This window comes from Rubrivivax sp. JA1026 (assembly GCF_011065555.1).
In the GTDB taxonomy this organism is placed as follows: Bacteria; Pseudomonadota; Gammaproteobacteria; order Burkholderiales; family Burkholderiaceae_C; genus Rubrivivax; species Rubrivivax benzoatilyticus.
Window position 1 is genome coordinate 141,768 of the sequence record NZ_JAALCQ010000006.1, and the last position, 13,873, is coordinate 155,640.

Genomic DNA, 13,873 nt, shown 5'->3' on the forward strand with positions numbered 1-13,873 from the left:
TTGCGCAGAACCTGGCTCGTATTCTCGCAGGCGGTCACCGTCGCGCTGGGCGGACTCTTCGTCGTCGAGACGCTCAAGCCCGACTGGCTGCCGCGCGGCGGCCCGGTCCTGCCGGGCGCGACGATCCTGCAGGCCCCGGCGCCGCTGAGCGCGGCCTCGGCCGCCGCCGGGCTGCACGCCGGCGGCTACAGCGCCGCGGCGCGGCGCGCCACGCCGGCCGTCGTCAGCATCGTCGCGACCAAGATGGCGCGGCGCAGCCCGCACGCCGACGACCCGCGCTTTCGCTTCTTCTTCGGCGACGAGGCGGCGCGCCCGCAGGCGCAGACCGGCCTGGGCTCGGGCGTCATCGCCTCGCCCGAGGGCTACCTGCTGACGAACAACCACGTCATCGAAGGCGCCGACGAGATCGAGGTCCAGCTCGTCGACGGCCGCCAGGTGCGTGCGCGTGTCATCGGCGCCGACCCCGAGACCGACCTCGCGGTGCTGAAGATCGAGCTCGACAAGCTGCCGATCATCGCCTTCGGCGACGCGCCCTCGCTGCAGGTCGGCGACGTCGTGCTGGCCATCGGCAACCCGTTCAACGTCGGCCAGACCGTCACCGCCGGCATCGTCAGCGCGCTGGGGCGCAACCAGCTCGGCCTGTCGACCTTCGAGAACTTCATCCAGACCGACGCCGCGATCAACCCCGGCAATTCCGGCGGCGCGCTGGTCGACGCGGCCGGCAACCTCGTCGGCATCAACACCGCGATCTTCTCGCGCAGCGGCGGCAGCATGGGCATCGGCTTCGCGATCCCCGTGGACATCGCGCGCCAGGTGATGGAGGCCATCGTCAGCGAGGGCCGCGTCACGCGCGGCTGGATCGGCGTCGAGCCGCGCGACCTGACGCCCGAGATCGCCAGGAGCCTGGGCCTGCCGGTGAACAACGGCGTGCTGATCACCGGCGTGCTGCAGGACGGGCCGGCCAGCCGCGGCGGCCTGCGCCCGGGCGACGTCGTCACCCGCATCGGCGACACCGCGGTGGGCAACACGACCGAGCTGATGTCGGCGGTGGCGGCGCTGCGGCCGCGCTCGGAGGCGCTGATCGCGGTGCAGCGCGGGGAGCGCGGGCTCGAGGTGCGGCTGGTGATCGGCGAACGCCCGGCGGCGATGCGCCGGGTGCCGCGCTGAAGCCCGGCCGGGCTCAGCCCGGCTTCTGGCTGCCGTCGGCCGCTTCCTCGGGCGCCTTGGTGTGCCGGATGAAGAGCTGCGCGGCGATGATGCCGGCCTCGTAGAGCAGGATCATCGGGATCGCCAGCGCCAGCTGCGAGATCACGTCCGGCGGCGTCACGACCGCGGCGACGATGAACGCGCCGACGATGAAGTAGCCGCGCGCCTTGCGCAGCTGGGCGATCGTGACGATGCCGATGCGCGCCAGCACGACCACCGCCACCGGCACCTCGAAGGCGACGCCGAAGACCAGGAACAGCGTCAGCACGAAGCCGAAGTACTCCTCGATGTCCGGTGCCGCGGTGATCGCGCTCGGCGCGAAGGCCTGGATGAACTTCGACATCCCCGGGATGACGATGAAGTAGCAGAAGGCCACGCCGACGATGAACAGGATGGTGCTGCTGATCACCAGCGGCAGCACCAGCTTCTTCTCGTGCGAATACAGCCCTGGCGCCACGAAGGCCCAGACCTGGTAGAGCACGATCGGCAGCGCCAGCATCAGCGCCGCCATCAGCGTGATCTTCAGCGGCACCAGGATCGGCGAGATGACGTTGGTGGCGATCAGCGTCGCGCCCTTGGGCAGGTGCGCGACCAGCGGCGCGGCCAGCAGGTCGTACAGCGCCGAGGGCCCGGGCCACAGGGCGAGCACGGCGAAGGCGATGCCGATCGCGATCAGCGCCCGGATCAGCCGGTCGCGCAGTTCGATCAGGTGGGAGACGAACGGGGCTTCGGTGCCGGCGAGTTCGTCGTCCTTGGGGTCCGGCGCGCTCATCGACGCGGCCCGAGACCGGGCGGACGGAAGCGCGCGACACGCGCCGCGCCGGACTGCGCGCGGGTGCGCACGCCGTGGCGCTGCTTGTACCAGAGAGGCGTGGCACCGCGCTTCAGGCGCCAGTTCTTCTTCGGCGGCCGGTACTCGGGCACCGGGGTGGACAGCGCCTCGGTCGCCGTGGCCGGCGAGCCGCCGGACCAGGCGTCGGCGGCCTCGCGCCACTCGGACTCGACGGCGCTGCCGGCGGCCTGCACCTCGCGCTGCACCGTCTGGCTGACGTCGCGCGCGGCGTCCTGGAACTGGTCTTTCATCTTGCGCAGCTCGTCGAGCTCGATCGAGCGGTTGACCTCGGCCTTGACGTCGGCGACGTAGCGCTGCGCCTTGCCGAACAGGTGTCCGAGCGTGCGCGCCACCTTGGGCAGCTTTTCGGGCCCGATGACGATCAGCGCGACCGCGCCGATCAGCGCGATCTTGTCGAAACCGAAGTCGAGCACGGGATCAGTGCTTGGTCTTGGCGTCGACGTCGACGGTGTTGGCGTCGTTGCGCTGGGCCGTGGTCACCTGCTGCGGCGGCGCCGGCGGCGTGTCTTCGGCTTCGTTGGCGCCCTTGACGCCGTCCTTGAAGCCCTTGACGGCGCCGCCGAGGTCGGCGCCGATGTTCTTCAGCTTCTTCGTGCCGAAGATCAACACCACGACCAGCAGCACGATGAGCCAGTGCCAGATGCTGAAGGAACCCATGTCTTAACTCCTTTGGAGGAACCGCAAATTCTATGGCGAGAGCGCCCGGCACCCCGGGGCCGGTGATGTCAGCCCTTGGCCCAGGGCCGCGGGCCGCCCATCACGTGCATGTGCAGGTGGTAGACCTCCTGCCCGCCGTCGGGCCCGTTGTTGACGACGACCCGGAAGCCGTTGGTGACGCCCAGCTCACGCATCAGCTTCGGCGCCAGCGCCAGCATGCGGCCGAGCAGCGCCTCGTGCTCGGGGCCGGTGTCGGCCAGCGTCGCGACGTGTTCCTTGGGAATCACCAGCACGTGCACCGGCGCCCAGGGGTTGATGTCGTGGAAGACGAGCAGTTCGTCGTCCTCGTAAACCTTCTTCGCCGGGATCTGGCCGGCGGCGATCTTGCAGAAGATGCAGTTCGGGTCGTGCTTCATGCCGGGAGGGCCTGGTTGGAATTGAGGGCGCTCCAGCCGCGGACGATGCGGTAGAGGAACCAGATCGAGATCAGCATCCAGGCGATCCAGCCCGGAAAGACGAACAGCAGCCACAGCGGGATCGTCAGCAGGTAGGCCAGCCCGGCGAAGATCACGCTGCGGATGCGCCAGCGGAAGTGCGACTCCTGCCAGGAGCCCAGCGCGTCGCCGCGCTTGACGAGGTCGATGACGAAGGCGATCAGCAGCAGCACGATGCTCGCCTGGATGCCGGGCACGACCGCGCTGACCGCGACGATCGCGTGCAGCAGGTAGCTCACGTGCCCCAGCGTCTTCAGCGAGGCCTCGCGCTCGGCGGCGGCCACGACATCGTTCGTCATCGTCATCCTCCTTCGGAACTCTCGCGCTGGCGCACCTTGCGCAGCGCGAACTCCTCCAGTCCGGAGAGTCCTTCGCGGCGCCGCAGTTCCGCCAGCACCTGCTCGGGCCGCAGCCCGAAGTGCGACAGCGCGACCAGGCTGTGGAACCACAGGTCGGCCACCTCGCCGACCAGGCGCTCGGGCACGCCGTCCTTGGCCGCCATGACGACCTCGGTGGCCTCCTCGCCGACCTTCTTCAGGATCGCGTCGGTGCCCTTGTGGAACAGGCGCGCGACGTAGCTCTTGTCGGGGTCGCCGCCGTGGCGCGAGTCGATGACGTCGGCCAGCCGCGCCAGCGTGTCGTCGCCGGCAGCCGGCGACGCGGAAACGGGTTCGTTCATTTGTAGATGCTCTCGGGGTCCTTCAGCACCGGCTCCACCGTCTGCCAGGCCCCGTTCTCGTAACGCCGGAAGAAGCAGCTGTGCCGACCGGTGTGGCAGGCGATGCCCGGTTCGTGCCCGGTTTGCGTGACTTTCATCAGGATCACGTCGGCATCGCAGTCCAGGCGCAGCTCGTGCACGGTCTGCACGTGGCCCGATTCCTCGCCCTTGTGCCACAGGCGCTTTCGCGAGCGGCTCCAGTAGACCGCCTCGCCCCGGCGCGCGGTCTCGGCCAGGGCCTCGCGGTTCATCCACGCGACCATCAGCACGTCGCCGGTGGTCGCTTCCTGGGCGATCGCCGGCACCAGGCCGTCGTCGCCCCACTTCACGCTGTCGAGCCAGTCCATGGGGGCAGTTTACGCAGCCGTGTGCGTCGGGCCGGTGAATCCCCGTTCCTCGGCGAACCAGGCCAGCACCGGCACCGTGCCCGGCAGCACCGGCCTCACCTCGACCGGCAGCGTCTGCCAGGCCATCTGCTGGCGCTCGCGCATCTCGAACTCGCCTTCCCAGCGGTAGACCTTGCAGAAGTGCAGCCGCACGCGAGCGTGCGGGTAGTCCATCAGCTCGATCTTCCAGGGCTCGGCCGGGCCGATCGTGATGCCGAGTTCCTCGTGCAGCTCGCGCCGCAGCGCCTCTTCGACGGTCTCGCCGGCCTCCAGCTTGCCGCCCGGGAACTCCCAGTGGCCGGCGTAGACCTTGCCCTCGGGGCGGCTGGTCAGCAGGAAGCGGCCGTCGGGGGCCACGAGAACCCCGACCGCGACGTCCACCGGACGGCGCGGTTCAGATGACCCGACGTCGACCGGCGTGCGCTCGCTCGCCTCAGCCATCGCCCAGCCTCCCGGCGTAGTCGCGTGCGAACTGCTGCGCGACACGGCCCGAGCGCGAACCGCGCTCCAGCGCCCAGACCAGCGACTCCTGGCGCGCCGCGGCGATGGCCTGCTCGCCGACGCCGAAGGCCCGCAGCCACTGCGCGACGATCGCCAGATACTCGTTCTGCGAGAACGGGTAGAAGCTGATCCACAGCCCGAAACGCTCGGACAGCGAGATCTTCTCCTCGACGACCTCGCCCGGATGCACCTCGCCGTCGTCGGTGTGCGTGTAGCTGAGGTTCTCGCGCATGTACTCGGGCAGCAGGTGGCGCCGGTTGCTGGTGGCGTAGATCAGCACGTTGTCGGCGGTCTGCGCCACCGAGCCGTCGAGCATGCTCTTCAGCGCCTTGTAGCCGGGCTCGCCTTCGTCGAAGCTGAGGTCGTCGCAGAAGACGACGAAACGTTCGGGGCGGTCGGCAACCAGGTCGACGATGTCGGGCAGGTCGACGAGGTCGGCCTTGTCGACCTCGATCAGGCGCAGGCCACGCGGCGCGTACTCGTTGAGGCAGGCCTTGATCAGCGAACTTTTCCCCGTGCCGCGCGCGCCGGTCAGCAGCACGTTGTTGGCGCCGCGGCCGGCGACGAACTGCTCGGTGTTGCGCACCAGGCGTTCCTTCTGGCCGTCGATCTCCTTCAGGTCGGCGAGGCGGATCGTCGCGACGTGGCGCACGGGTTCGAGCACGCCGGCGTTGCCGCGGCGGCGGTAGCGAAAGGCGGGCGACGCGGCCCAGTCGGGCGCGGCCGGCGGGTGCGGCAGCACCGACTCCAGCCGCGCGAGCAGCGATTCGGCGCGGGCGAGCAGCGCCTCCACGGAAGACGTCGGGATCATGGAACCGAGTGTAGGGGGCGCAGCGTGTCGTCGACGACGACCCAGGTCCGGTCGCCCGGGCGGTGCTCGACGGTGGCGCAGCCGGTGAAGGCGCCGAAGGCCGGCAGCACGCCGACCTCGGGCCCGAAGTGGAAACACGGCAGCCGCAGGCGGTCGTGCGCCGGGCCGCCGAGCGCCACCGCCGGGTGCAGATGGCCGCCGATGACGTAGGCGCCGGCGATCGGCTCGGGTTCGTGGGCCAGCGCCAGCGCGCCGACACGCAGCGGGCCGTCGACGCAGTCGATGCCCCAGTCCGGCGGCGGGTCGCCGGCGTGGCGGTCGTGGTTGCCGCGCACCAGCGTCAGCGCCAGGCCCGGATGGCGCGCGCGCCAGCGTGCCACGGCCTGCGCCGTGCCCGGCGTGCGCGAGCGCGACGAGTGGATCAGGTCGCCGAGGAAGACGATGCGTTCGGCGCCGGTGGCGGCGATGGCGGCGTCCAGCATCTCCAGCGTCCGGCTCGTGGTGCCCGCCGGCACCGGCACGCCCAGGCTGCGGAAACTCTGGGCCTTGCCCAGGTGGGCGTCGGCGACAAGCAGCATGCGCTCGGCTGGCAGGAAGGCACAGCGTTCGGGCAGCAGGACGAGCGCCTGCCCGGCAAGCTCGACGTGGACCACCGCGCGCTCAGGCGGCGAGGCGTTGCAGCGCCGGCTCGAGCAGCTCGGTCGGCGAGCGGCGGAAGCCCGAACGTGCGTAGCGGTGCAGGCGGCCGACCGCGAACGCGACCAGCGCCGAGGCGATCGCGTTGGCGTCCACCGTGGGGGTCGCCGAGCCGCTTTCGTCGGCCGCGGCGCGCAGGCTCTGGCGCAGCTGCGACTCCAGGCGGTCGAAGAACTGGTTCATGCGCGCGGCCAGGCGCTCGTGCTCGAAGACCAGCGCGTCGCCGACCATCACCCGCGTCATGCCCGGGTTCTTCTCGCCGAACTGCAGCAGCACCGCGACGATGCGCCGCGCCTGCGCCGCGCCCGAAGGCTCGCGCTCGGCGATCTGGTTGACCAGCGTGAAGACGCTGGACTCGATGAACTCGATCAGCCCCTCGAACATCTGCGCCTTGCTGGCGAAGTGGCGGTACAGCGCCGCTTCGCTGACGTCCAGGCGCGCCGCCAGCGCGGCCGTCGTGATGCGTTCGGCGCCCGGCTGCTCGAGCATCTGCGCCAGCGTCTGCAGGATCTGCACGCGGCGCTCGCCGGGGCGCGGGCGCTTGCGCGCCGGCGCGGCGGTGGCGACCGCCGGCGTCACCGGCTCGGAGACCGTCGCCGGGGCCAGCGGGTCGGCGTGGGCGCTCTGGTCTTCCATTCGGGCGGCGAGAAGAGGATGTCGTGGGGGCGGGAGGGGACTTTGGGATTCTGGCATACGGCCGCGCCGCGCTAGCCGCGCAGCAGCGTGGACAGGCGCACGATGCGCCGGTCGACGTACGGCGGCACCAGCGTCAGCCGCGAGGCGACCGGCATCGCCACGCGCGTGCGGCGCGCGAAACGCTGCATCCAGACCGTGCCCATGCCGATCGAGCGCGCCGCCTTCAGGTGGCCCAGCGTGTCCTCGACGAGGATGCAGCGCCCGGGCGGCACCTTCAGCCGCGCGGCGACGCGGCGCAGCATGCGCGTATCGGGCTTGGGCCGCAGCTGGCCGAAGACACGCATGTCCTCGATCGGGATCACCCGCTCGAACAGGTGCGCGATGCCCAGCACGCCGAGCACACGCTGCGTGTACAGCGCCGGCGCATTGGTCAGCAGCACCTTGCGCCCGGGCAACCGGGCCAGCGCGGCGAAGTCGTGAGCCTGGCCGCGCACCCGCTCCTCCAGCCCGGGCAGCCGGTGGGTCTGCTCGAGGAAGTGGGCGGCGTCGACGCCGTGGTGGCGCATCAGCCCGAGCAGCGTCGCGCCGTAGCGCAGCCAGTAGCGCCGGCGCAGCGCGTCGGCCTCGGCGCGGCTCAGGCCCAGCTCACGCTCGATGTAGTCGGTCATGCCGACGTTGAGCTGGCCGAACGCCGCGTGCGACGCGTCGTGCAGCGTGTTGTCCAGGTCGAACAGCCAGACCCGGTCGTGCGTGGCGCCGCTCAATGACTGCGGATCATCGTGCCGAAGGCCTGGTCGGTCAGGATCTCCAGCAGCGTCGCGTGCGGCACGCGGCCGTCGATGATGTGCACCGCGTTGACGCCGCTCTTGGCGGCGTCCAGCGCGCCGGCGATCTTCGGCAGCATGCCGCCGCTGATCGTGCCGTCGGCGAACAGGCCGTCGATCTCGCGCGCCGTCAGGTCGGTGAGCAGCGTGCCGTTCTTGTCCAGCACGCCCGGCGTGTTCGTCAGCAGCATCAGCTTCTCGGCCTTCAGCACCGTGGCCAGCTTGCTGGCGACGAGGTCGGCGTTGATGTTGTAGCTCTCGTTCTTCTCGCCGAAGCCGATCGGGCTGATGACGGGGATGAACTGGTCGTCCTGCAGCGCCTGCACCACCGAGGGGTCGATGGCGGTGATCTCGCCGACCTGGCCGACGTCGTGTTCGATCGACGGGTCGTTCTTGTCGAGCATCTTCAGCTTGCGTGCGCGGATCATGCCGCCGTCGCGGCCGGTCAGGCCCACGGCCTTGCCGCCGGCGGCGTTGATCAGGCCGACGATGTCCTGCTGCACCTCGCCGCCGAGCACCCATTCGACGACTTCCATCGTCTCCTCGTCGGTGACGCGCATGCCCTGGATGAAGGTGCCCTTCTTGCCCAGGCGCGACAGCGCCTCGTCGATCTGCGGGCCGCCGCCGTGCACGACGATCGGGTTCATGCCGACGAGCTTCAGCAGCACGATGTCCTCGGCGAAGTCCTGCTGCAGCGCCGGGTCGGTCATCGCGTTGCCGCCGTACTTGATGACCAGCGTCTTGCCGTGGTACTTGCGGATGTAGGGCAGCGCCTGCGCCAGGATCTCGGCCTTCTCGCGCGGGGTGATGTGGGCGGTGGGGGTCTCGGCGGTGGACATCGGCGGCTTTCCGTCGGCAGAAACAGGAGTGGCGGGCATTGTAGGGACGCGGTCCGCGCCCTGCCGGTTGCCCCGGAGGGCGCCCCACCCGGGCGCGTCGTACAGTCGGGCGCCATGAGTTCGCACCACAAGGATCTCTCGCCGTTCCTGCACCCGCATGCCTTCGCCGACGAAGGTGTCGCCCGGCGCGAGAAGGCGCTGCTGCAGGTCACCGCGCTGACGCTGGTGACGATGGCCGTCGAGGTCGGCGCCGGCTGGTGGACCGGCTCGCTGGCGCTGCTGGCCGACGGCTGGCACATGGGCACGCACGCGCTGGCGCTGGGCGGCGCGGTGCTCGCCTACCGGCTGGCCCGGCGCGCCGCGGCGCACGGCAGCTACGCCTTTGGCGGCTGGAAGATCGAGGTGCTGGCGGCCTACACCAGCGGCCTGCTGCTGCTGGCCGCCGCCGCCGGCATCGCCTGGGACGCGATCGGCACGCTGCGCGAGCCGCGCCCGATCGCCTTCGGCGAGGCGATGGGCGTGGCGGTGCTGGGGCTGGCCGTCAACCTCGTCAGCGCCTGGCTGCTGGCGCGCGGCGGGCACGACCACCACGGGCACGACCACCACGGGCATCACCACCGCCACGACGATCACGACGACGACCACGATCACGACGAGCATCCCCACGGCCATCCGCACGGCCACCACCACCACCACCACCACGACGCCAACTTCGGCGCCGCCTACCTGCACGTGCTGGCCGACCTGATGACCTCGGTGCTGGCGATCGCCGCGCTGGCCGGCGGGCTGTGGTTTGACTGGCGCTGGCTGGACCCGGCGGTGGCGCTGCTGGGCGCGCTGGTCATCGGACAGTGGGCGCTGGGCGTCATGCGCCAGAGTTCGCGCGCGCTGGTCGACGCCACCGCCGACCCCGAGATCAGCCGTCGCATCCGCACGCTGATCGAGGCCGACGGCGACGCCCGGCTGTCGGACCTGCACGTCTGGCAGGTCGGCGCCCAGGCCTGGTCGGCCGCGATCGCGATCGTCGCCGACCGGCCGCTGCCGGCGGCCGTCTACCGCGCGCGGCTGGCCGAGATCGCGCCGCTGCGCCACGTGACGGTCGAGGTGCACCGCTGCGAAGGCTGCGGCGACGGCTGCCCGCGTGGATAGAGCCGTCTCACTAGAGTAATCGGATGCAGGCCGCCCGCCCTGCGTCCAAGATTGACGAGGGCACCCACGAACGACGACGAGGAGCGACGATGGCAACCAGGAAGGCCCCCACGGCAGCGAAGAAGGCCGCGGCCAAGACGGCGAAGCCCGCCCGCAAGACCGCAGCCGCCCAGCGCAGCGACAAGGCGATGGCCGGCGCGGTGCGCGACTCGGCGCAGCAGATCTGGCTGGCCGGCATGGGCGCGTTCGCCAAGGCGCAGGAAGAAGGCGGCCGCGTCTTCGAGGCCCTGGTCAAGGAAGGCGTGCACCTGCAGCGCAAGACGCAGGCCGTCGCCGAGGAGAAGCTCGGCGAGGTCACCGACCGCATGACGGCGATGGCCGGCAGCGTCACCGCGCGCGCCGGGCAGAACTGGGACAAGCTCGAGGCGATCTTCGAGCAGCGCACCGCCAAGGCCTTGTCGCGCCTGGGCGTGCCGACGGCCAAGGACGTGCAGGCGCTGGTCGACCGGGTCGACGCGCTGGCCGCAGCGGTCGAGCGCCTGAACGCCGCCGCAGCCCCGGCCAGGCCCGCCGCGCCGCGCAAGACGGCGCGCAAGGCCGCCGCCAAGCCCGCGCCGGTGGCCGAAGCCCCGGCCGCAGCCGCCCCCGAAGCGCCTACCGAGGCGCCGGCCCCGGCGAAGAAGCGCGTGCGCCGCACCAAGACCGCCTGATCACCACCTCTGAACGGAGCGGGGCGCAGGCCCGCCACGGGCCGCATCGCCCCGGCAAGCGATGACGACACCCGACTCCAAGCGCATCGGCCTGGCCCTGGCCGGTGGCGGCCCGCTGGGCGCGATCTACGAGATCGGCGCGCTGTGCGCGCTCGACGAGTCCTTCGTCGGCGTCGACTTCACGCGGCTGGACGGCTACGTCGGTGTCTCGGCCGGCGGCTTCATCGCCGCCGGGCTGGCCAACGGCATCACGCCGCGCCAGCTCTGCACCTCGTTCATCCTCAACCAGGGTCCCGACGACGACGTCATCCGCCCGGGGCTGTTCGTGCAGCCGGCCTGGCGCGAGTACGGCCGCCGGCTGGCGATGCTGCCGGCGCTGGTGGCGCACGCCGCCTGGGACTACGCCTTCGAGCGGCGCTCGCTGCTGACCGCGCTCGAACGCCTGGGCCGCGCCCTGCCGGCCGGCCTCTTCGGCCACGAGGCGCTGGAGCGCCAGGTCGCGCGCATGCTGTCGGCGCCGGGGCGCAGCAACGACTTCCGCCAGGTCGCGCGGCCGCTGGTCATCGTCGCCACCGACCTCGACAGCGGCCAGTCGGCGCCTTTCGGCCGGCCGGGCTGGGAGCACGTGCCGATCTCGCGCGCGGTGGCCGCCAGCGCGGCGCTGCCGGGACTGTTCCCGCCGGTGCCGATCGACGGCCGCTGCTACGTCGACGGTGCGCTGAAGAAGACGCTGCACGCGCGTGTGCTGCTCGACATGGACATGGACCTGGTGCTGTGCCTGAACCCGCTGGTGCCTTTCGAGTCGGGCCATGTCGGGCGCCACGCGACGCCGACGGCCCGCGCCGGCCAGCGCATCCCGCGCCTGGCCGACGGCGGCCTGCCGGTGGTGCTGAGCCAGACCTTCCGCACGCTGATCCACTCGCGGCTGGAGCTCGGCATGCGCGGCTACGAGCAGACGCATCCGGGCACCGAGATCGTGCTCTTCGAGCCCGACCAGCGCGACCCGGAGATGTTCCTGGCCAACACCTTCGGCTACTCGCAGCGCCGGGCGATGGCCGAACACGCCTACCAGCAGACGCGGGCCGACCTGCGCGCGCGCCGCGCCGAACTGGCGCCGCGGCTGGCGGCGCACGGCATCCGGCTCGACGACGCCGCGCTCGACGACGAGACGCGCCGGCTGATCCCGTTGCAACGCCGCGCACGCCCGGCGCGCGGCGCCACCGCGAAGGCGATGCGGCGGCTCGACGAGGTGCTCGACGATCTCGAGCGCCGGCTGGCCGCCGCGCGCTGACTCAGCCCAGGTAACGCGCCTCGAGGTGGGCGCGGAAGTGCGCCGGGTTCAGCGTCTCGCCGCTGGCGCGGCGCGTCAGCTCGTCGGTGCTCCAGCGGCTGGCCGGCAGCCAGATGTTCTCGCGCAGCCAGCCGAAGACCGGCGCCAGCTCGCCGGCGGCGATGCGCTCGTCCAGGTGCGGCATCGCGCGGCGCATCGCCGCGAACCACTGCGCGGCGTACATCGCGCCCAGCGAGTAGCACGGGAAGTAGCCGATCAGCCCCAGCGGCCAGTGCACGTCCTGCATCGGGCCGTCCTTGAAGTTGCCGCGTGTGTCCACGCCCAGCAGCTCGGCCATCTTGGCGTCCCACAGCGCCGGGATGTCCTCGACCTCGATCTCGCCTTCGACCAGCGGGCGCTCGATCTCGTAGCGCAGGATCACGTGCGCCGGGTAGGTGACCTCGTCGGCGTCGACGCGGATGAAACCCGGCTTCACGCGGGTCAGCAGCTTCTGCAGGTTGGCCGGCGCGAAGGCCGGCTGCTCGCCGAAGGCCGCGGCGATGCGCGGCGCCAGGCCGGCGACGAACCCGGGGTGGCAGCCGAGCTGCATCTCGAAGGACAGCGACTGGCTCTCGTGGATGGCCATCGAACGCGCCTGCGCCAGCGGCTGGCCCAGCCACTCGCGCGGCAGGTTCTGCTCGTAGCGCGCGTGGCCGGTCTCGTGGATCGTGCCCATCAGGCTGCCGAGGAACTCGTCGTCGCGGAAACGCGTCGTCAGGCGCACGTCCTCGGGCACGCCGCCGCAGAACGGGTGCGTGCTGACGTCCAGCCGGCCGGCGTCGAAGTCGAAGCCCAGCAGGCGCATCGTCTCCTCGCACAGCCGGCGCTGCGCGTCGCGCGCGAACGGGCCTTCGGGCACCAGCACGGTCTCGCGCGACTGGCGCTCGACGACCTGGCGGATCAGCCCCGGCAGCCACTGGCGCAGCTCGCCGAAGACACGGTCGACCTGGGCCGTCGTCAGCCCGGGCTCGTAGCGGTCCATCAGCGCCTCGTAGCGCGACACGCCGAGATCGTCGGCCAGGCGCGAGGCCTCCTCGCGCGCCAGCGCGACGACCTCCTTCAGGTTGGGCACCAGGCCGGCCCAGTCGTTGGCCGGACGCTGCGTGCGCCAGGCGTGTTCGCAGCGTGCGGTGGCCATCTGCTGACGTTCGACGAGCTCGGTCGGCAGCACGTTGGCGGCGCGCCACTGGCGGCGCATCTCGCCAAGGTTGGCGCGGCGCGCCTCGTCCAGCGGCTCGGTCTCGGCGGCTTGCAGGCGCGCGGCCAGCGCCGGGTCGGTGACCAGGCCGTGCAGCAGCGCCGCCATCTCGGCCATCGCCTGGGCACGCGCCTCGTTGCCCTTGGGCGGCATGTTGGCCGACTGGTCCCAGCTGGCGATGGACTGCAGGTGACCCAGGCGGTGCAAACGGGTCCAGGTGGCGGCGAGCGCGTCGTAGGCGGGCGTGGCGGTCATGCGGAGGTTCGGGAAACGGGGCGGGGCGCGATTTTCGCCGCCCGCGGTCAGTACGAGAGCTGGCCCGGGAAGGCCCAGACCAGCCCGGCGGTCATCACGAGGTAGCGCAGGAACTTGCCGATCGCCATGTAGGCCACGCAGGGCCAGAACGGCAGCTTCAGCCAGCCGGCCACCGCGCACAGCGGATCGCCGACGACCGGCAGCCACGACAGCAGGCAGGCCTTGGCGCCGAAGCGGCGCAGCCATTGCAGCGGCCGCGCCTCGCGCGGGCGGCGGTGCGTCGCGTGTTCGTAGGCGATCTCGCCGCCGTAGCCCATCCACCAGGTGATCGCGCCGCCGACGGTGTTGCCGGCGGTGGCCACGAGGATCGCGGGCCAGAACAGCGAGGGGTCGAGCTTGACGAGGCCGAAGACCGCGGGCTCGCTGCCCATCGGCAGCAGCGTGGCCGACACCAGGGCGACGACGAAGACCGTCGACAGGCCGTACTGCGGCAGCGCCAGCGCCGCCAGCAGCGCGGAGAACCATGCTTCCATCTCGGTGCGGATTATCCGCCGCCCTCGGCGCCGGCCCGGTGCCCCCGATGCCGACCGGTATACTCCTGCCTCCTTTT

General features: G+C 71.7%; 19 protein-coding genes. 4 read left to right on the forward strand and 15 right to left on the reverse strand.

What is annotated here, in order from left to right; all coding sequences use genetic code 11:
- Entirely contained in the window at window positions 1-1,167 is a 1,167-nt protein-coding gene (locus tag G5B56_RS11960; RefSeq protein WP_029718660.1) for a S1C family serine protease, read from the forward strand.
- Window positions 1,168-1,180: 13 nt separating this feature from the next.
- Here the strand turns inward: G5B56_RS11960 and tatC are convergent, their stop codons facing one another.
- The 13 genes from tatC to argB form a co-directional block, all read right to left on the reverse strand.
- On the reverse strand, window positions 1,181-1,978 hold the full coding sequence (gene tatC / locus G5B56_RS11965) for a twin-arginine translocase subunit TatC (protein WP_009856610.1): 798 nt from the start codon (window positions 1,976-1,978) through the stop codon (window positions 1,181-1,183).
- On the reverse strand, window positions 1,975-2,472 hold the full coding sequence (gene tatB / locus G5B56_RS11970) for a Sec-independent protein translocase protein TatB (RefSeq protein WP_009856609.1): 498 nt from the start codon (window positions 2,470-2,472) through the stop codon (window positions 1,975-1,977). Before tatB ends, tatC begins: the two co-directional genes overlap by 4 nt.
- A gap of 4 nt (window positions 2,473-2,476) precedes the next feature.
- Window positions 2,477-2,716 carry a Sec-independent protein translocase subunit TatA gene (gene tatA, locus G5B56_RS11975; RefSeq protein WP_009856608.1) on the reverse strand — a complete coding sequence of 80 codons (240 nt, stop codon included), beginning with the start codon at window positions 2,714-2,716 and terminating at the stop codon, window positions 2,477-2,479.
- 68 nt (window positions 2,717-2,784) lie between these two features.
- A complete protein-coding gene (locus tag G5B56_RS11980) occupies window positions 2,785-3,132 on the reverse strand; it encodes a histidine triad nucleotide-binding protein (protein WP_164963341.1) in 348 nt (115 codons plus the stop codon).
- Window positions 3,129-3,509: a membrane protein gene (locus G5B56_RS11985; protein ID WP_009856606.1), complete on the reverse strand. Its 381-nt coding sequence runs from the start codon at window positions 3,507-3,509 to the stop codon at window positions 3,129-3,131. The genes G5B56_RS11980 and G5B56_RS11985 overlap by 4 nt, the downstream gene beginning before the upstream one ends.
- 2 nt (window positions 3,510-3,511) lie before the next feature.
- Window positions 3,512-3,889, reverse strand: a complete 378-nt coding sequence (locus tag G5B56_RS11990) for a phosphoribosyl-ATP diphosphatase (protein ID WP_009856605.1) — start codon at window positions 3,887-3,889, stop codon at window positions 3,512-3,514.
- Complete coding sequence (hisI, locus tag G5B56_RS11995; RefSeq protein WP_043815435.1) at window positions 3,886-4,275, reverse strand: phosphoribosyl-AMP cyclohydrolase; 390 nt, start codon at window positions 4,273-4,275, stop codon at window positions 3,886-3,888. Before hisI ends, G5B56_RS11990 begins: the two co-directional genes overlap by 4 nt.
- A gap of 9 nt (window positions 4,276-4,284) precedes the next feature.
- Window positions 4,285-4,755 (reverse strand): NUDIX domain-containing protein, encoded by a 471-nt coding sequence (locus G5B56_RS12000; protein WP_240920800.1) that lies wholly within the window; start codon window positions 4,753-4,755, stop codon window positions 4,285-4,287.
- The gene (locus G5B56_RS12005; RefSeq protein ID WP_029718662.1) at window positions 4,748-5,626 is read right to left on the reverse strand and encodes an ATP-binding protein; all 879 of its coding nucleotides are present in this window, start codon (window positions 5,624-5,626) and stop codon (window positions 4,748-4,750) included. Before G5B56_RS12005 ends, G5B56_RS12000 begins: the two co-directional genes overlap by 8 nt.
- Entirely contained in the window at window positions 5,623-6,279 is a 657-nt protein-coding gene (gene pdeM / locus G5B56_RS12010) for a ligase-associated DNA damage response endonuclease PdeM (RefSeq protein WP_009856601.1), read from the reverse strand. Before pdeM ends, G5B56_RS12005 begins: the two co-directional genes overlap by 4 nt.
- Before the next feature lie 7 nt (window positions 6,280-6,286).
- Entirely contained in the window at window positions 6,287-6,958 is a 672-nt protein-coding gene (slmA, locus tag G5B56_RS12015; RefSeq protein WP_009856600.1) for a nucleoid occlusion factor SlmA, read from the reverse strand.
- A 71-nt stretch (window positions 6,959-7,029) separates the two neighbouring features.
- Window positions 7,030-7,722 (reverse strand): pyrimidine 5'-nucleotidase, encoded by a 693-nt coding sequence (locus G5B56_RS12020; RefSeq protein ID WP_164963342.1) that lies wholly within the window; start codon window positions 7,720-7,722, stop codon window positions 7,030-7,032.
- Window positions 7,719-8,621: an acetylglutamate kinase gene (gene argB, locus G5B56_RS12025; RefSeq protein WP_009856598.1), complete on the reverse strand. Its 903-nt coding sequence runs from the start codon at window positions 8,619-8,621 to the stop codon at window positions 7,719-7,721. The genes G5B56_RS12020 and argB overlap by 4 nt, the downstream gene beginning before the upstream one ends.
- A 114-nt stretch (window positions 8,622-8,735) precedes the next feature.
- Here argB and dmeF point away from each other — a divergent pair, with 114 nt between their 5' ends.
- From dmeF to G5B56_RS12040, 3 genes are all read left to right on the forward strand, one after another.
- Window positions 8,736-9,770 carry a CDF family Co(II)/Ni(II) efflux transporter DmeF gene (gene dmeF / locus G5B56_RS12030; protein ID WP_164963343.1) on the forward strand — a complete coding sequence of 345 codons (1,035 nt, stop codon included), beginning with the start codon at window positions 8,736-8,738 and terminating at the stop codon, window positions 9,768-9,770.
- 89 nt (window positions 9,771-9,859) lie between these two features.
- The gene (locus G5B56_RS12035) at window positions 9,860-10,480 is read left to right on the forward strand and encodes a phasin family protein (protein WP_164963344.1); all 621 of its coding nucleotides are present in this window, start codon (window positions 9,860-9,862) and stop codon (window positions 10,478-10,480) included.
- A 61-nt stretch (window positions 10,481-10,541) separates the two neighbouring features.
- Window positions 10,542-11,771 carry a patatin-like phospholipase family protein gene (locus G5B56_RS12040; RefSeq protein WP_164963345.1) on the forward strand — a complete coding sequence of 410 codons (1,230 nt, stop codon included), beginning with the start codon at window positions 10,542-10,544 and terminating at the stop codon, window positions 11,769-11,771.
- A 1-nt stretch (window position 11,772) separates the two neighbouring features.
- Here the strand turns inward: G5B56_RS12040 and G5B56_RS12045 are convergent, their stop codons facing one another.
- Both G5B56_RS12045 and G5B56_RS12050 read right to left on the reverse strand, forming a co-directional pair.
- Window positions 11,773-13,263: a carboxypeptidase M32 gene (locus G5B56_RS12045; protein ID WP_164963346.1), complete on the reverse strand. Its 1,491-nt coding sequence runs from the start codon at window positions 13,261-13,263 to the stop codon at window positions 11,773-11,775.
- Between the two features lie 47 nt (window positions 13,264-13,310).
- Complete coding sequence (locus G5B56_RS12050; RefSeq protein WP_009856593.1) at window positions 13,311-13,796, reverse strand: YqaA family protein; 486 nt, start codon at window positions 13,794-13,796, stop codon at window positions 13,311-13,313.
- Between the last annotated feature and the right edge of the window lie 77 nt (window positions 13,797-13,873).